General features: G+C 43.6%; 12 protein-coding genes, 3 tRNA genes, 2 rRNA genes and 1 other annotated feature. Of the genes, 3 read left to right on the forward strand and 14 right to left on the reverse strand.

The window, feature by feature from the left end; genetic code table 11:
- Nucleotide 1: 1 nt before the first annotated feature.
- From QFZ72_RS01915 to hppD, 4 genes are read right to left on the reverse strand one after another with little or no spacing between them, the layout of a single operon-like run.
- Entirely contained in the window at nucleotides 2-1,147 is a 1,146-nt protein-coding gene (locus tag QFZ72_RS01915) for a homogentisate 1,2-dioxygenase (RefSeq protein WP_307428725.1), read from the reverse strand.
- A 4-nt stretch (nucleotides 1,148-1,151) separates the two neighbouring features.
- Nucleotides 1,152-2,081, reverse strand: coding sequence for a fumarylacetoacetate hydrolase family protein (locus QFZ72_RS01920; protein WP_307428727.1), 930 nt, complete (start codon nucleotides 2,079-2,081; stop codon nucleotides 1,152-1,154).
- Nucleotides 2,082-2,088: 7 nt separating this feature from the next.
- Nucleotides 2,089-2,697, reverse strand: a complete 609-nt coding sequence (locus QFZ72_RS01925; protein ID WP_307428730.1) for a flavin reductase family protein — start codon at nucleotides 2,695-2,697, stop codon at nucleotides 2,089-2,091.
- A 30-nt stretch (nucleotides 2,698-2,727) separates the two neighbouring features.
- Nucleotides 2,728-3,843, reverse strand: coding sequence for a 4-hydroxyphenylpyruvate dioxygenase (gene hppD / locus QFZ72_RS01930; protein ID WP_307428733.1), 1,116 nt, complete (start codon nucleotides 3,841-3,843; stop codon nucleotides 2,728-2,730).
- A 277-nt stretch (nucleotides 3,844-4,120) separates the two neighbouring features.
- Between hppD and QFZ72_RS01935 the strand changes: the two genes are divergently transcribed.
- Nucleotides 4,121-4,762 (forward strand): deoxynucleoside kinase, encoded by a 642-nt coding sequence (locus tag QFZ72_RS01935; protein WP_307428736.1) that lies wholly within the window; start codon nucleotides 4,121-4,123, stop codon nucleotides 4,760-4,762.
- Complete coding sequence (locus tag QFZ72_RS01940) at nucleotides 4,759-5,427, forward strand: deoxynucleoside kinase (RefSeq protein ID WP_252207824.1); 669 nt, start codon at nucleotides 4,759-4,761, stop codon at nucleotides 5,425-5,427. The genes QFZ72_RS01935 and QFZ72_RS01940 overlap by 4 nt, the downstream gene beginning before the upstream one ends.
- Before the next feature lie 129 nt (nucleotides 5,428-5,556).
- On the opposite strand, the gene QFZ72_RS01945 is transcribed toward QFZ72_RS01940, so the two are convergent.
- The 6 genes from QFZ72_RS01945 to guaB all read right to left on the reverse strand — a co-directional run bounded on the left by QFZ72_RS01945 (nucleotide 5,557) and on the right by guaB (nucleotide 12,068).
- Nucleotides 5,557-5,649 (reverse strand) — tRNA-Ser (locus tag QFZ72_RS01945).
- Nucleotides 5,650-5,770: 121 nt separating this feature from the next.
- Nucleotides 5,771-7,048: a serine--tRNA ligase gene (gene serS / locus QFZ72_RS01950; protein WP_307428742.1), complete on the reverse strand. Its 1,278-nt coding sequence runs from the start codon at nucleotides 7,046-7,048 to the stop codon at nucleotides 5,771-5,773.
- Between the two features lie 53 nt (nucleotides 7,049-7,101).
- Nucleotides 7,102-7,321: a binding site (T-box leader), on the reverse strand.
- A gap of 56 nt (nucleotides 7,322-7,377) precedes the next feature.
- Nucleotides 7,378-7,968, reverse strand: coding sequence for a pyridoxal 5'-phosphate synthase glutaminase subunit PdxT (gene pdxT / locus QFZ72_RS01955; protein ID WP_307428745.1), 591 nt, complete (start codon nucleotides 7,966-7,968; stop codon nucleotides 7,378-7,380).
- 20 nt (nucleotides 7,969-7,988) lie between these two features.
- Nucleotides 7,989-8,873: a pyridoxal 5'-phosphate synthase lyase subunit PdxS gene (gene pdxS / locus QFZ72_RS01960; protein ID WP_223438848.1), complete on the reverse strand. Its 885-nt coding sequence runs from the start codon at nucleotides 8,871-8,873 to the stop codon at nucleotides 7,989-7,991.
- 197 nt (nucleotides 8,874-9,070) lie between these two features.
- Complete coding sequence (locus tag QFZ72_RS01965; RefSeq protein WP_373464394.1) at nucleotides 9,071-10,429, reverse strand: D-alanyl-D-alanine carboxypeptidase family protein; 1,359 nt, start codon at nucleotides 10,427-10,429, stop codon at nucleotides 9,071-9,073.
- Nucleotides 10,430-10,604: 175 nt separating this feature from the next.
- Nucleotides 10,605-12,068, reverse strand: a complete 1,464-nt coding sequence (guaB, locus tag QFZ72_RS01970) for an IMP dehydrogenase (protein WP_307428751.1) — start codon at nucleotides 12,066-12,068, stop codon at nucleotides 10,605-10,607.
- A gap of 117 nt (nucleotides 12,069-12,185) precedes the next feature.
- Here guaB and QFZ72_RS01975 point away from each other — a divergent pair, with 117 nt between their 5' ends.
- Nucleotides 12,186-13,145 carry a YaaC family protein gene (locus tag QFZ72_RS01975; RefSeq protein WP_307428753.1) on the forward strand — a complete coding sequence of 320 codons (960 nt, stop codon included), beginning with the start codon at nucleotides 12,186-12,188 and terminating at the stop codon, nucleotides 13,143-13,145.
- Nucleotides 13,146-13,365: 220 nt separating this feature from the next.
- On the opposite strand, the gene rrf is transcribed toward QFZ72_RS01975, so the two are convergent.
- From rrf to QFZ72_RS01995, 4 genes are all read right to left on the reverse strand, one after another.
- A 5S ribosomal RNA gene (gene rrf, locus QFZ72_RS01980) occupies nucleotides 13,366-13,481 on the reverse strand.
- A 90-nt stretch (nucleotides 13,482-13,571) separates the two neighbouring features.
- Nucleotides 13,572-16,502, reverse strand: a 23S ribosomal RNA gene (locus QFZ72_RS01985).
- A 149-nt stretch (nucleotides 16,503-16,651) separates the two neighbouring features.
- A tRNA-Ala gene (locus QFZ72_RS01990) sits at nucleotides 16,652-16,727 on the reverse strand.
- A 16-nt stretch (nucleotides 16,728-16,743) separates the two neighbouring features.
- Nucleotides 16,744-16,820, reverse strand: a tRNA-Ile gene (locus QFZ72_RS01995).
- Nucleotides 16,821-16,961 lie beyond the last annotated feature (141 nt).

Consider the following 16,961-nt stretch of genomic DNA (forward strand, 5'->3'; position numbering starts at 1 on the left):
TTCAGGTCCAAGTATACATGTAATCGGCATCTTCAATTTCCTTGGCCTTTTTCACAATTCTGAGCGGGCGAAACGTATCAATCATTACCGCGAGTTCAAGCGTCTCTTTTTTCCCGATGCTTGCTTCCGTTTTTCCGGGATGAGGACCATGCGGAATTCCGCTTGGATGAAGTGTGATGGATCCCTTTTTGATTCCTTTTCGGCTCATAAAATTTCCTTCTACATAGTAAAGAAGCTCATCACTGTTGACATTACTGTGATAATACGGCGCCGGAATCGACTCAGGATGATAATCGTACATTCTAGGCACGAATGAGCAGACAACGAAATTGTGGCCTTCAAATGTTTGATGAACAGGCGGCGGCTGATGAATCCGTCCTGTAATCGGCTCAAAATCCTCGATATTAAAAGCCCATGGATACAAGTAGCCGTCCCATCCCGCTACATCGAAGGGATGGTGGTTAAAGGTATGCTTATGCATATAGCCCCTGGATTTTGTCAAAACCTCAAACTCGCCTCGGGATTCTATTGTCAGAAGCTGTTCAGGACCCCGGAAATCTCTTTCACAAAAAGGGCTATGCTCTAAAAGCTGGCCGTATTCATTTCGGTATCGTTTAGGTGTTGTGATCTGGCTGAACGATTCTATGAAAAGGATTTTTGTTTCGGCTTTTGGCACGACACGATAGATTGTGCCTATCGGGATGTTGATGTAATCTCCCGGCCGGTATGTGATGACACCGAACATCGTCTCAATCGTCCCATTGCCAAAATGAATAAAGAGCAATTCATCTCCATCACCGTTCCGATAATAGGACTCCATCGGTTTCTTTGCAAGAACCACGCCTATTAAGAGATCGTCATTTCCCAGGATATACTCTCTGGCCTCAATAGCATCCCCTTCAGTTTGCAAAGCATCTGTAAAGAAATGTCTGTGTTTCAAGGAATCCATCTGTTCATATTCAGGGAGATAGGAATGAAGAAGCTCTGACTTTGCTACCTCTGTAGGCATGTAGTGATGATACAGAATGGATTGTGTACCTGAAAATCCCTTCGTTCCCATAACCTGTTCCCGGTATAGGCTTCCGTCTTCTTTTTTAAACATCGTATGTCTCTTATGCGGAATTTTGCCTAACGTGCGATAATACATTCTCTCACCTGCTTTTGGCTGCAATTTTATTTTTTAATGAGCCCAGACCTTCTATCGTTAATTCGACCTCATCTCCCGGTCTTAAATAACGATGCACCTCTTCCCCCAGCTCTAAAATGCACCCGGTTCCAACGGTTCCTGAGCCAATCACTTCTCCAGGATATAAGGTGACACCCGAAGAAGCCCTTTCAATCATCTCTGCAAAAGAATAATAAATATCTTTTAAATTCCCTTTCGATATCTCTTTTCCATTAACAGCCGCTGTCATCGTTAAATCATACCGATTTCCTGTCTTACATGGATGAAGCTCCTCTTTTGAAACAAGGTATGGTCCAAGCGATGTTGCGAAATCCTTTCCTTTTGCCGGACCAAGACCAACTTTCATTTCTTCTCTTTGAAGATCTCGCGCACTCCAGTCATTCATGATGCAGTACCCAAAAATGTACTCTTCTGCTTCACTTGCAGGGATGTCACGCCCCTCCTTCCCTATAACACAGGCAATCTCAAGTTCATAATCAAGAGCCTGACAGCATGGAGGAACTTCAATCGTTTCCTCCGGACCTTTCACGGCCAGGTGATTAGTAAAATAAAACACGGGAAATTGATACCATTCCGGAATGACACCAAGCCCTCTTTTCTGGCGGGCGGTTTTCACATGCTCTTCAAACGCATAAAAATCGCGAATGCTAATCGGTCTTGGAAGAGGTGAAGACAGCTTCACCTCTGAAAGCCGGTAAACTCCCAGATCCCCCTCTTCAAACAGGTTCATTTCATGAATATACGGGAGGTATCGTTCATGCTCTGTTAAAAATTCTTGAATGGATCCAGGAAGGAACCCCCGGCTTACAGTGTTCATATCAATCACCAGATCATGCCCCTGAAGCCACCCAGCTGCCTGCTTGCTGTACGGGATTTGAAATGTCACAAACTTCATAAAGATTTCACCTTCTTACGATCTCAAACGTATCTGTCATCGGTTTTGTATACATGTGCCCGGCAAGACGTCCGATCGGCTTTAGTTCTTCAGAGTCAATTTTCCCTTCATAGAAAAGAGCATCATCAACATGAATGTGCTTTACCTTGCCGATGACAAGACTGCCGGATCCCGCTTTTTCTCCAAAATACAAGACATCATGCAGCTCGCATTCCAGGTGAACCAGGCTTTCTTTCACACGAGGAGGGGCAACTGCCTTACTTTTCCCCTTCGTCAGCCCGCTTTGAACAAATTCATCTACCTCCGGATCAAAATCGCCTGCACATTGATTCATTTGTTCCGCTATTTGTTCACTCACTATGTTGATGACAAATTCCTTCGTTTTTTCAATATTGATGAGAGTATCCTTTTTAGATCCATCCGTCCCTTTTCTCATAGGAGAGAAACAAACCATCATCGGTTCAGCTGAGATTGCGGTAAAAAAGCTGAACGGAGCCAAGTTTGCCGCTCCTTTTTCATCAATAGTCGATACGAAAGCGATTGGCCTTGGCAGGATCGAGCCAATCATTAATTTATAAGCGTCTTTCCAGTGAAGCGACTCTGGCATTACATCCATCTTTATCACCTTGCTTTCAGGATTAAGTCCTTATAAATTACCGCGTCGCTCCTGCTCCCGTTCGATTGATTCAAAAAGCGCTTTAAAGTTTCCGTCACCGAAGCCTTTCGCTCCTTTTCTCTGAATCACTTCTATAAAGACTGTGGGACGATCGACAATCGGCTTCGTGAAAATCTGCAGCAAATACCCTTCATCGTCACGGTCCACCAGAATGTTAAGTTCTTTCAGCTTATCAATCTCTTCATCAATATCTCCGACACGTTCACTTAGTGTTTCATAATAAGTCTCAGGGGTCTTCAGGAATTCCACGCCATTTTTCTTTAAAATCGCAACTGTAGAGACGATATCCTCTGTTAAAATAGCAAGATGCTGCACACCTGGCCCTTTGAAGAACTCCAGGTATTCCTGTATTTGCGATTTCCGTTTTCCTTCTGCCGGCTCATTAATAGGAAATTTAATCCGGCCTCCATTATGCATAACCTTCGACATAAGAGATGAATACTCTGTACTGATATCCGAATCTGTAAAATGACGCATTTCTTTAAAACCCATCACTTTCTCGTAATAGGAAACCCATTCCTGCATACTCTCTACATTTCCTACAACATGGTCAACGCCGATGATTCCTGCTTCTGTATAAGGAATCTTCATTTCAGCCGCTTCAAACCCCGGCATAAATGCGCCCTTGTATTCTTTCCTCTCTATTAGAGAATGAATGGTGTCTCCGTATGTACCGATTACGGCTTTTTTAACGGCACCATGTTCATCCTTCAATTCAAATGGCGGAGTAATAGCAATGGCTCCTCTAAAAACAGCCTCGTTGTAAGCCTTTTCAACATTATCCACGACTAAAGCGATATCTCTTACCCCGTCCCCGTGCTTCTTGACGAATTCAGCTACACGTGAGGTATCATTTAAAGAACCTGTAATAACTAAGCGTACCTTTTGCTGCTGAAGCACATAGGATACGGTTTCCCTGTTCCCTGTCTCAAGTCCTGAATAGGCGACGATTTTAAAACCGAAGGCAGTACAAAAATAGTGAGCCGACTGCTTGGCATTGCCTGAATACATTTCCAGATAGTCAACATCTTTAACCGGAAAAAAATCTTCAACCTGACTGTCCTTTGCTGCTGTTTCCTCACGCATATAAATCCCTCCATTTTATGAATATTATTACTATTCCGAATACATCATACGGAAAAAGGAGAGATGGAAGCAAGAGTGCTGAGTAAAGCTATAACGCTTTTCTGCAATGATGTAACCTTAGATCTTATGTTGCTGCATCCGCATAAAACTCTTGCTGCTATGAGAGGATAATTGGAAACTTTTCTTTTTTGTTAAAACCTTACTCTTTTCATATTGCCACTGTGATACAATAAAATTTGTCTGTTTTGATAGATTTTTTTGCGTAGGAGGACCCGTGATGAATGGTGTACCGTTTATTACCGTGGAAGGACCGATTGGTGTTGGGAAAACTTCGCTTGCAAGAGCGATAGCAGAACACTATCAATTTCATTTGCTTAAAGAGATCGTTGATGAGAATCCTTTTCTCGGCAAATTTTATGAAAACATTGAAGAGTGGAGTTTCCAAACAGAGATGTTCTTCCTGTGTAATCGATATAAACAGCTTGAAGATATTGCTCAGTTATTTCTAAAAAAGAGTCAGCCTGTTGTGGCAGATTATCATATTTATAAAAATCTTATTTTCGCAAAGCGCACTCTTAAAAAAGAACAATACGATAAATACCTTGATATTTATTCGATTTTAACAAGCGACATGCCAAAGCCAAACTTGATCATTTACTTGAATGCAAGTCTTGATACCTTGCTTAACCGCATTGATATACGCGGGAGAGAGATCGAAAAAAATATCGATCCCGGCTATTTAAAGCAGTTATCGGAGGACTACGAAGTGGCCATGTCTCAGTGGGAAAAAGAGCACCCATCCATCCCTGTTCTAAGATTCAGCGGAGATGAGCTTGATTTTGTACAAAACGAAAAAGATTTAACCTATATATTTAAACGCCTGGATGAATCTTTACATGAAGGAGTTACTAGTAAATGAATTTGAGAGAGAAATACAGCATTCCTCACAACGCCGTCATTACCATAGCTGGAACTGTCGGTGTCGGAAAATCGACAATGACAAATGCACTTGCAAATGCATTGAATTTCCGCACCTCATTTGAAAAAGTAGACACAAACCCCTATCTTGATAAATTTTACGCAGATTTTGAAAGATGGAGCTTTCATCTGCAAATCTACTTCCTTGCTGAAAGATTTAAAGAGCAAAAGCGGATTTTTGAATACGGCGGAGGTTTTATTCAGGATCGGTCAATCTATGAAGATACTGGGATTTTTGCCAAAATGCATTATGAAAAAGGCACGATGACAGAAGTGGATTATGAAACATACACGAATTTATTCGATGCGATGGTCATGACACCTTACTTCCCTCATCCTGACCTTTTGATTTACTTAGAAGGCAGCCTTGAGGATATTTTATCCCGTATCAAAGAACGCGGACGTCCGATGGAGCAGCAGACACCAATTGCTTATTGGGAAGAAATGCACCGCCGCTATGAGGATTGGATTAATAACTTTAATGCATGTCCTGTCTTGCGCCTCAACATTAACGATTATGACATTATGGCAAACGAAGGTTCAATTGAACCAATAGTTGAGCGTGTCGCCCATTTTATAGAGCAGACAAGATTACTTAAGAAATAACCGGTCTAATCGGTTATTTTTTTTTGTATCCAGCAAAAAAAGATATACAAAAAACCTGCAGCAGAATCTGCCGCAGGTTTTATCAATCTCCAATCTTTATGCGCTAAAAATTGGATTTTATATGTAAAATGGAGGAGGTAGAGGGATTCGAACCCCCGCGGGGTTTGACCCCCCTGTCGGTTTTCAAGACCGATCCCTTCAGCCAGACTTGGGTATACCTCCGTACTGACAAGAATTAATATAGCATATCTAAAATATACTTGTCAACGATTCTAAAAAACTTTTTCAAAAAAATTTAAGGAGGGGACAAAACGGATTTTGGCCCCTTCTTAAAAGGTTATTATTATCGTGAAATGACTTCTCTATTCCCCATATATGGACGCAAGACTTCAGGAATAACGACTGTTCCATCTTCCTGCTGATAATTCTCAAGGATCGCGGCAACAGTTCTGCCAATCGCAAGACCAGATCCGTTCAATGTATGAACAAATTCTGGTTTTCCTTTAGGTTCACGTCTGAAACGGATTCCTGCGCGGCGCGCCTGGAAAGCCTCAAAGTTACTGCAAGATGAAATTTCGCGGTACGTTTCCTGGCTCGGTATCCATACTTCAATGTCGTATTTCTTTGCTGCAGTGAATCCAAGGTCAGCTGTGCACATTCTTAGCACACGATAAGGAAGACCCAGCAGCTGAAGAACTTTCTCTGCATGTCCTGTCAGTTTTTCAAGCTCATCATAAGAATCTTCCGGCTTAACAAATTTCACAAGCTCTACTTTATTAAATTGATGCTGGCGGATTAATCCTCTAGTATCTCTTCCTGCAGAACCAGCCTCAGAACGGAAGCAAGAGCTGTATGCTGCATAGTTGACCGGAAGCTGATCAATAGAGAGGATCTCTTCACGGTGCATGTTGGTTACAGGCACTTCAGCTGTAGGAATTAAAAAGTAATCTTCACCCGCAATTTTAAATGCATCTTCTTCGAATTTAGGCAGCTGGCCTGTTCCCGTCATGCTGTCACGATTTACGATATATGGAGGAAGCACTTCTGTATAGCCGTGCTCATCAATATGCAAATCAAGCATAAAACTGATAAGTGCACGCTCGAGACGGGCACCTAAGCCGCGGTAGAAAACAAATCGGCTGCCGGTTACTTTTCCAGCACGTTCAAAATCCAAAATCCCAAGGTGATCGGCAACATCCCAGTGCGGCTTTGGTTCAAATGCAAATACAGGAGTTTCTCCCCATTCGCGGTGAAGAAGATTATCGTCTTCCGTCTCGCCTACAGGCACACTTTCATGAGGGATATTTGGAATAGACAGCATTAACGTTTCAAGCTGTGACTCAACCTCGCGAAGCTCATCGTCCATTTCTTTCACGCGGTCGCCAACTTCACGCATTTCTTTAATTAGATGATCTGCATCCTGTTTTTCACGTTTTAAAACAGCAATTTGACCTGAAACTTCATTTCGCTTGCTTTTAAATACTTCTACTTTAGAAATCAGTTCACGGCGTTTTTGATCCAGTTCCTCAAACTTGCTGAAGTCGCCTAAATCTTCTCCGCGATGAGACAGTTTTTCTTTTACTTCTTCAAAGTTAGCGCGCAAATATTTAATATCCAGCATGACAAAACTCCTTTTTATGTTTTTTTGCAAATAAAAAAACTCCCGTCCCCTGGTAAAGGGACGGAAGTTATATCCGCGTTGCCACCCTAATTGAAGGCAAATAAAACGCCTTCCTCTTAAGCAGGATAACGGCCTGTACCGGACATGTATACTCTCCGAGGATTTCAACATCTCATTCAAGGATGGATTCACAAGGCTCTAACACCGATTTTCACCAGCCACCGGCTCTCTAAGAAAGATACACTTGCTACTATTTCCTGTCATCATGTTTCTCATGTTCAATTAAGTAATTCATAATTTACTACAAGTTTGGGATGGTTGCAAGGGTTTTATACACTTAACTTTGCTTTTGCGTTTTCCGCCATACGTACAAACAGCCCAGTCATCCGGTGATCATCCGTTAATTCAGGATGAAATGAGCAGCCCAGGAACTGTCCTTGACGTGCTGCAACAATTCTCCCGTTATGCTTAGACAGAATCTCCACATCTTCTCCAACTTCCACAATATGAGGAGCCCTGATAAACACACCAACGAAATCTTCAGCAACATCCGTAATGTTCAATTCTGCTTCAAAGCTTTCGCGCTGACGCCCAAATGAATTTCTCTCTACCGTAATATCCATTAAGCCAAGATGTCCTTCACTGTATCCCACAATGTTCTTAGCAAGAAGAATTAATCCGGCACAGGTTCCAAACATTGGCTTTCCCTGTTCAGCGAAAGCCTTCAGCGGATTCATGAAGTCATATTTATCAATCAGGCGGCGCATTGTCGTGCTTTCTCCGCCTGGCATAATAAGTCCGTCCAGTTCATCCAGCTGCTCAGGACGTTTCACAACGACTCCTTCTGCACCGCTTGCCTCTATTGATCGAATGTGCTCTCTTACAGCACCTTGAAGGCCTAATACACCTATTTTAAGCATTGTATTCTACTCCTTTATGATTACCAGCCGCGCTCTTGCATTCTGTTCTCAGGAAGCAATGTTGAGATCTCAATGCCTTTCATTGCTGTTCCAAGTCCCTTTGAAAGACTTGCAATCAGCTCATAGTCCTGATAGTGAGTTGTTGCTTCAACAATTGCACGAGCAAATTTTGCCGGGTTTTCAGACTTGAAGATACCTGAACCTACGAATACACCGTCTGCGCCTAATTGCATCATTAGCGCAGCATCTGCCGGAGTTGCTACTCCGCCTGCTGCGAAGTTTACAACCGGAAGGCGGCCCTCATGCTTGATTTGAAGAAGAAGCTCATAAGGCGCGCCTAACAGCTTCGCTTCTGTCATCAGTTCATCCGTGCTCATTCCAATGATTCTGCGCACTTGTCCATTTACTTTACGCATGTGGCGGACAGCCTCAACGATATTTCCTGTTCCAGGCTCGCCTTTTGTGCGGAGCATAGAAGCGCCCTCTGCAATACGTCTAGTAGCTTCGCCTAAATCACGGCATCCGCAAACAAATGGAACTGTATAATCACGCTTATTTAAGTGGTACTCCTCATCAGCAGGAGTCAGCACTTCACTCTCATCAATGTAATCGACACCCATCGCTTCTAAAATGCGAGCTTCAACAATGTGGCCAATACGTGCTTTTGCCATAACTGGAACCGTTACAGCCTTCATCACTTCTTCAACAATTGTAGGATCTGCCATACGGGCAACTCCGCCTGCTGCACGAATATCAGCAGGAACGCGCTCAAGCGCCATAACAGCAACTGCTCCAGCTTCCTCAGCGATCTTTGCTTGCTCTGCATTGACTACGTCCATAATGACGCCGCCTTTTTGCATTTCTGCCATTCCGCGTTTTACACGATCTGTACCTGTGTTATTCATTCTATATCCCCCTTATAATATGTAAAATTTCATTTTGCACATATAACTTATTCTATCCTAAGTTATAAAAAAATCCTATCAAAATTAAAGAGATAATTAAAACAATTCAATCAAAGAAAAGCAGATCCATCTATCCAATTCCTAATATATCCATTTATATAAAAAGACTTACTCATCTCGAGTAAGTCTTTTTTCAATTAAAACCAGCCAGTGACAGTGTCAGTCACTGTTCCCCAAAGACTTCCGAAGAATCCGCCGATACCTCTCATGGATAATACAAACCAATTGGCTTTTTCAACACCGCTTTTTGTTACGATATCAACATTGGCGTCGCTTTTTTCTTCTAAGAAGCCAAGATCTTGGCCTTTACCTGTGTACTTAACTGTCATATAGCCGATTTTCTCGCCTTTTTTGACAGGGGCCTGTACTACATTGTCAGCATTAACCTTCTTTTGGTCAAAAACGTAGCTTGGCTTATATGATTCTTTTTCACCATTTTTAACAACAAGATTAAGCGGTTCTTTTGTTGCTACTGCTACTTCTTTTTCTTTCCCTTTCACAACAGAGAGGTCAGATTTGTTTTTGATTTGATAGTTTTCAGGATAGACTTCTTCCATCTTGAAATTGTTATATGCATAATCAATCATTTTTTTCGTTTCTTTAAAACGAGGAGTGTGCAGGCTGCCGTCATCACTTGCTGCGTTTAATACTACTGTTATGACTCTCATGCCATTTCGTTCAGCAGTTGCTGTAAAAGAGGAACCTGCTGATTTAGTTGAACCTGTTTTTAAACCATCTACACCTTCTGTTTCAAATAATAGGCCTTCAAGCATCCAGTTCCAGTTATCCATCTTGATTGCATCTTCTGTGCCTTCTCTGAATACTTTTCTCGGAGTACTTGCTGTTTCCAAAACTTCTGGGTAGTCGTTAATTAATTTTTGAGAAAGCAGCGCCATATCCCGCGCTGACATTTTATTTTCAGCATCTGCTGTCGTTCCATCCGGATGCATTCCTGCAAGATCTCCATTTTCTAAACCTGTGGAGTTCACAAATTCGAAGTTTTTAAGACCAATCTCTTTTGCTTTTTCATTCATTAATTGTACGAAATTAGACTCAGATCCTGAAATGATTTCAGCTAATGCAATAGCTGCTCCGTTTGCAGAATAAATGCTCATCGCTTCATAAAGCTCTTTCACATTGTATGTACCGTCTTTTCGTAATGGAACGTTGGAAAGTCCGCGGTTTTGGGAAATTTTATATACATACTCACTTGGAGTGTAAGTTTGATCCCATTTGATTTTTCCTTTGTCAACTGCTTCAAGAACCAAGTATTCTGTCATGATTTTAGCCATACTTGCAATCGGCAGCAGGTCGTCTGCATTTTTCCCGTATAAAATTTTACCTGTAGACGCTTCTACTAAAATTGCACCTTTTGCATTAACTCCAACTGCATCATTTTCTGCCGCAGATGTCTGTGATGCCGGCAAAACAACTGTTATCGCCAGAACAGCAGCAAACAGAATGGACAGCAAACGCTTTAACTTCATGTTGCTCAAATTCATAACCTCCACCGTTTTTTATCTATTTTTATATTCAATTATTGACCTGAGTTACAAACAACAAAGTCGATTTTATCACACTATGATCAAAAAAAATAGACAGAGTCTGAGACTCTGTCCTAAAGATTGAACATTGTATTACATTTCAGGTAAATCGACCTAGAAACACTTATTAAAGCGAATAGTTCGGTGATTCTTTTGTAATTTGAACATCATGAGGATGACTTTCGCGAAGACCTGCACCCGTCATGCGGACAAACTGTGTATTTTCTCGCAGCTCTTCCAAGTTTGCTGTTCCGCAATATCCCATACCGGAACGGATACCGCCAACCAGCTGATAGATCGTATCTGAAAGAGGTCCTTTATAAGGAGTTCTTCCTTCAATACCTTCAGGAACAAATTTTTTGTTATCTTCCTGGAAGTAACGGTCTTTGCTTCCTTTTTCCATTGCTCCGACAGAACCCATACCGCGGTAGACCTTAAAGCGTCTTCCCTGGTAAATTTCCGTTTCGCCGGGGCTTTCCGAAGTACCAGCCAGGAGACTGCCCAGCATAACTGCGTGTCCGCCTGATGCTAATGCTTTTACGATATCGCCTGAATATTTAATTCCGCCATCTGCGATAATAGTAATGCCAAGCTTGCGTGCTTCAGTCGCACAATCATATACAGCTGTTATTTGAGGTACCCCTACACCTGCAACAACACGGGTTGTACAAATAGAACCAGGTCCGATGCCTACCTTTACAACATTCGCTCCAGCTTCTGCAAGCTCTCTTGTAGCGTCTGCTGTTGCAACATTTCCTGCAATAATATTCAGATCAGGATATTCATTTCTAATGGTTCTTACCATTTCGATAACGCCTTTTGAATGGCCATGAGCTGTATCCAGCACGATTGCATCAACGTTAGCCTCAACCAGTTTTTTCACGCGAAGCATCGTGTCTGAAGTAACACCTACTGCAGCACCGACAAGCAAACGTCCATGCTCGTCTTTTGCTGAATGCGGAAACTCGATTACTTTTTCGATATCTTTAATTGTAATTAATCCTTTTAAAACACCCTGGTCATCAACCAGTGGAAGCTTTTCAATTTTATGTTTTTGCAAAACGCTTTCTGCTTCTTTAAGAGTTGTTCCGACGTCTGCCGTTACTAAGTTTTCTTTTGTCATAACGTCAGAGATCTTGATCGAGAAGTCTTGAATAAATCTCATGTCACGATTCGTGATAATGCCTACAAGCTTCTGTTCATCCACATTATTTACAACAGGAACACCGGAAATGCGGTATTTTCCCATCAAATGCTCTGCATCAAAAACTTGATGATCTGGAGTTAAAAAGAATGGATTAGTAATAACGCCTCTTTCAGAACGTTTTACCTTATCAACCTGCTCTGCTTGCTGTTCAATCGACATATTCTTATGAATAATGCCCATTCCGCCTTGTCTTGCCATTGCAATTGCAAGCTGTGCTTCAGTAACAGTATCCATACCAGCACTAATGATTGGGACATTCAGCTTTAATGTTGGTGTTAAATTCACACTTAAATTTACGTCTCTTGGAAGAACCTCCGACTTAGCCGGTACAAGCAATACATCATCAAACGTTAAGCCTTCTTTTAAAAATTTACTTTCCCACATCATTAAATCCCCCTCTTAACGGCAAAATATTATTAGTAGATTAACAACTAGCCAACCCACTGTCAAGAACAGGCAAAAGAGTTTAAAAATTCCGAAAAAAGAAAGGGGAGCTGCAGGATGATGAAAACAAGCGTCTGGAACCAGTTAAAATCATATCAATCAACGGAAACGGTCCAAAAGTTTCTGGAAAAAAGTTATAAAAAAAATCAGCAAACAGCACCTGCGGAATTATCCTATCAAAACAGCTATCCTTTCGTTTACCATCTGAAGCATGCAGAAAACTTTTATCTTTCATCAGCATGCGCTGCCCTTCCCGTACTGCCAATGCTCCTGTTTTACGGAATGTCTCAGCTTATGAAAGCCTGCATTCTCACAGCAGATCCAGAATACCCAGCCACTTCCTCTGTCCTTGCACATGGCGTATCAACAAGAAAGCGAAAAAAACAGCATTATCGCTTTTTGCAGGATGAAGTAAAGATCCAAAGAAATGGTTTATTTGCTCACACAGCTTTCCATTTATTTAAGCTGGAACATGTAGAAAATGATAAATACACCATGCAGGAACTTTTAAAAAGAATTCCAGAATTAAGTGATTTATTTTCTAGGCATAAACAAAAAAATGTTCATTTTAGAACCACATATGAAAACAAGCAGCTGCATATTCCAGTTGAAGCTGCAGCCTCTTATCACATGACACCGGAAAGGCTGCTTGAATACCTCGATTATCATTTTCAGCTTAGCAGAGGAAGTCATTCCGAAAACATCATTACTTGCTATCCGCCTGATCGCTTCAGCGCTTTTTACAGTCTTCCATTTCTGTACAATGGGCAAACCGGCGAATACACCTTGCCTGCATCAATGAATGATCTAGCCGGATTGCCTGAATTCATGGCTCATTACTTATTGCTGTACAATTTAAGCATGATCTCAAGATATGAAACTGAATGGTGGTACGAACTAATGCTAAGCCATTCACAGGATGATTACGTATTCATCGTTCGTTTTCTTGAAGTGACGAAAGAAAAAATACCTCAGTATGCACTGACATTTTTGAATGAATTGTGGGGAAAGGAATAGTCCAGCGCATTATTGGATGCCAAGGGCAGGTTAAAAAAGTCATTATGCGGACAGGGGAGCACTTTTTCATTTATGCGCGCTCTGCACGGTTTATTCCCGTGCAGCCAATTCCTTCTAATCGGTGCAGTCCCCCAACCGCCACCCTTTAACTGTCCTTTGCCATTTTATCTTTTACATACACAAAAAAAGAACAGCATCTCTGCTGTTCTTTTTTATGCGTGCCTGGCAACGTCCTACTCTCACAGGGGGAAACCCCCAACTACCATCGGCGCTAAAGAGCTTAACTTCCGTGTTCGGCATGGGAACGGGTGTGACCTCTTTGCCATCATCACCAGACAATATGCAATTGATTAGAAAGAATGTTATTCTTTCAAAACTAAATAACGTTTGATAACAAGATTCACTTACATTTACACATATTAGACTGTGGTTAAGTCCTCGAACGATTAGTATCTGTCAGCTCCACACGTCACCGCGCTTCCACCTCAGACCTATCAACCTGATCATCTTTCAGGGTTCTTACTCACTTGCGTGATGGGAAATCTCATCTTGAGGGGGGCTTCATGCTTAGATGCTTTCAGCACTTATCCCTTCCGCACATAGCTACCCAGCGATGCCTTTGGCAAGACAACTGGTACACCAGCGGTGCGTCCATCCCGGTCCTCTCGTACTAAGGACAGCTCCTCTCAAATTTCCTGCGCCCACGACGGATAGGGACCGAACTGTCTCACGACGTTCTGAACCCAGCTCGCGTACCGCTTTAATGGGCGAACAGCCCAACCCTTGGGACCGACTACAGCCCCAGGATGCGATGAGCCGACATCGAGGTGCCAAACCTCCCCGTCGATGTGGACTCTTGGGGGAGATAAGCCTGTTATCCCCGGGGTAGCTTTTATCCGTTGAGCGATGGCCCTTCCATGCGGAACCACCGGATCACTAAGCCCGACTTTCGTCCCTGCTCGACTTGTAGGTCTCGCAGTCAAGCTCCCTTGTGCCTTTACACTCTGCGAATGATTTCCAACCATTCTGAGGGAACCTTTGGGCGCCTCCGTTACATTTTAGGAGGCGACCGCCCCAGTCAAACTGCCCACCTGACACTGTCTCCCAGCCCGATCAGGGCTGTGGGTTAGAATTTCAATACAGCAAGGGTAGTATCCCACCAATGCCTCCACCGAAGCTGGCGCTCCGGCTTCCAAGGCTCCTACCTATCCTGTACAAGCTGTACCAAAATTCAATATCAGGCTACAGTAAAGCTCCACGGGGTCTTTCCGTCCTGTCGCGGGTAACCTGCATCTTCACAGGTACTATAATTTCACCGAGTCTCTCGTTGAGACAGTGCCCAGATCGTTACGCCTTTCGTGCGGGTCGGAACTTACCCGACAAGGAATTTCGCTACCTTAGGACCGTTATAGTTACGGCCGCCGTTTACTGGGGCTTCAATTCAAAGCTTCGCTTGCGCTAACCTCTCCTCTTAACCTTCCAGCACCGGGCAGGCGTCAGCCCCTATACTTCGCCTTGCGGCTTCGCAGAGACCTGTGTTTTTGCTAAACAGTCGCCTGGGCCTATTCACTGCGGCTTTTCAGGGCTATGAACCCTAAAAAGCACCCCTTCTCCCGAAGTTACGGGGTCATTTTGCCGAGTTCCTTAACGAGAGTTCTCTCGCTCACCTTAGGATTCTCTCCTCGCCTACCTGTGTCGGTTTGCGGTACGGGCACCTCTCACCTCGCTAGAGGCTTTTCTTGGCAGTGTGGAATCAGGAACTTCGGTACTAAATTTCCCTCGCCATCACAGCTCAGCCTTATATGAGAAGCGGATTTGCCTACTTCTCAGCCTAACTGCTTGGACGCGCATATCCAACAGCGCGCTTGCCCTATCCTCCTGCGTCCCCCCATTGCTCAAATGGTGAGGAGGTGGTACAGGAATATCAACCTGTTGTCCATCGCCTACGCCTTTCGGCCTCGGCTTAGGTCCCGACTAACCCTGAGCGGACGAGCCTTCCTCAGGAAACCTTAGGCATTCGGTGGAGGGGATTCTCACCCCTCTTTCGCTACTCATACCGGCATTCTCACTTCTAAGCGCTCCACCAGTCCTTACGGTCTAGCTTCAACGCCCTTAGAACGCTCTCCTACCACTGTTCGTAAGAACAGTCCACAGCTTCGGTGATACGTTTAGCCCCGGTACATTTTCGGCGCAGAGTCACTCGACCAGTGAGCTATTACGCACTCTTTAAATGGTGGCTGCTTCTAAGCCAACATCCTGGTTGTCTAAGCAACTCCACATCCTTTTCCACTTAACGTATACTTTGGGACCTTAGCTGGTGGTCTGGGCTGTTTCCCTCTTGACTACGGATCTTATCACTCGCAGTCTGACTCCCAAGGAGCAAGTCTTTGGCATTCGGAGTTTGACTGAATTCGGTAACCCGATGAGGGCCCCTAGTCCAATCAGTGCTCTACCTCCAAGACTCTCATACTTGAGGCTAGCCCTAAAGCTATTTCGGAGAGAACCAGCTATCTCCAGGTTCGATTGGAATTTCTCCGCTACCCACACCTCATCCCCGCACTTTTCAACGTGCGTGGGTTCGGGCCTCCATTCAGTGTTACCTGAACTTCACCCTGGACATGGGTAGATCACCTGGTTTCGGGTCTACGACCACGTACTAAAACGCCCTATTCAGACTCGCTTTCGCTGCGGCTCCGTCTCATCAACTTAACCTTGCACGGGATCGTAACTCGCCGGTTCATTCTACAAAAGGCACGCCATCACCCATTAACGGGCTCTGACTACTTGTAAGCACACGGTTTCAGGATCTTTTCACTCCCCTTCCGGGGTGCTTTTCACCTTTCCCTCACGGTACTGGTTCACTATCGGTCACTAGGGAGTATTTAGCCTTGGGAGATGGTCCTCCCTGCTTCCGACGGGATTTCTCGTGTCCCGCCGTACTCAGGATCCACTCTGGAGGGAACGAAGTTTCGACTACAGGGTTATTACCTTCTCTGACGGACCTTTCCAGGTCACTTCATCTACCCCGTTCCTTTGTAACTCCGTATAGAGTGTCCTACAACCCCAAGAGGCAAGCCTCTTGGTTTGGGCTAATTCCGTTTCGCTCGCCGCTACTTGGGAAATCGCGTTTGCTTTCTCTTCCTCCGGGTACTTAGATGTTTCAGTTCCCCGGGTCTGCCTTCATTATCCTATGTATTCAGATAAAGATACTGTTCCATTACGAACAGTGGGTTTCCCCATTCGGAAATCTCTGGATCAAAGCTTACTTACAGCTCCCCAAAGCATATCGGTGTTAGTCCCGTCCTTCATCGGCTCCTAGTGCCAAGGCATCCACCGTGCGCCCTTCATAACTTAACCTAAATGGTCAATCGCACCATCAGATGCGTTTCGCATTTCGTTGTTTGTTTAGACATAAATGTCTAGAAAATCACTAATTATGGTAAGCGTAAATCTCAGTGAATTACTTGTTATCAATTACGTTATCCAGTTTTCAAAGAACAACTTCTTGGTGGAGCCTAGCGGGATCGAACCGCTGACCTCCTGCGTGCAAGGCAGGCGCTCTCCCAGCTGAGCTAAGGCCCCATATGAATTTAAGAGATGGTGGGCCTAAATGGACTCGAACCATCGACCTCACGCTTATCAGGCGTGCGCTCTAACCAGCTGAGCTATAGGCCCATCTCATAAGTATGAATAAAAGAATGTTTGTGACGTACAAAAAAGTACGCGCAAATGATTCTTCGCTTACTTCTAAAGTAAACTGCTATTCACTTAGAGGGAACAAAGTTCTCTCAAAACTAAACAAAAACCAAAAGCGTC

Source organism: Bacillus sp. V2I10, assembly GCF_030817055.1.
Classification (GTDB): Bacteria; Bacillota; Bacilli; order Bacillales; family Bacillaceae; genus Bacillus_P.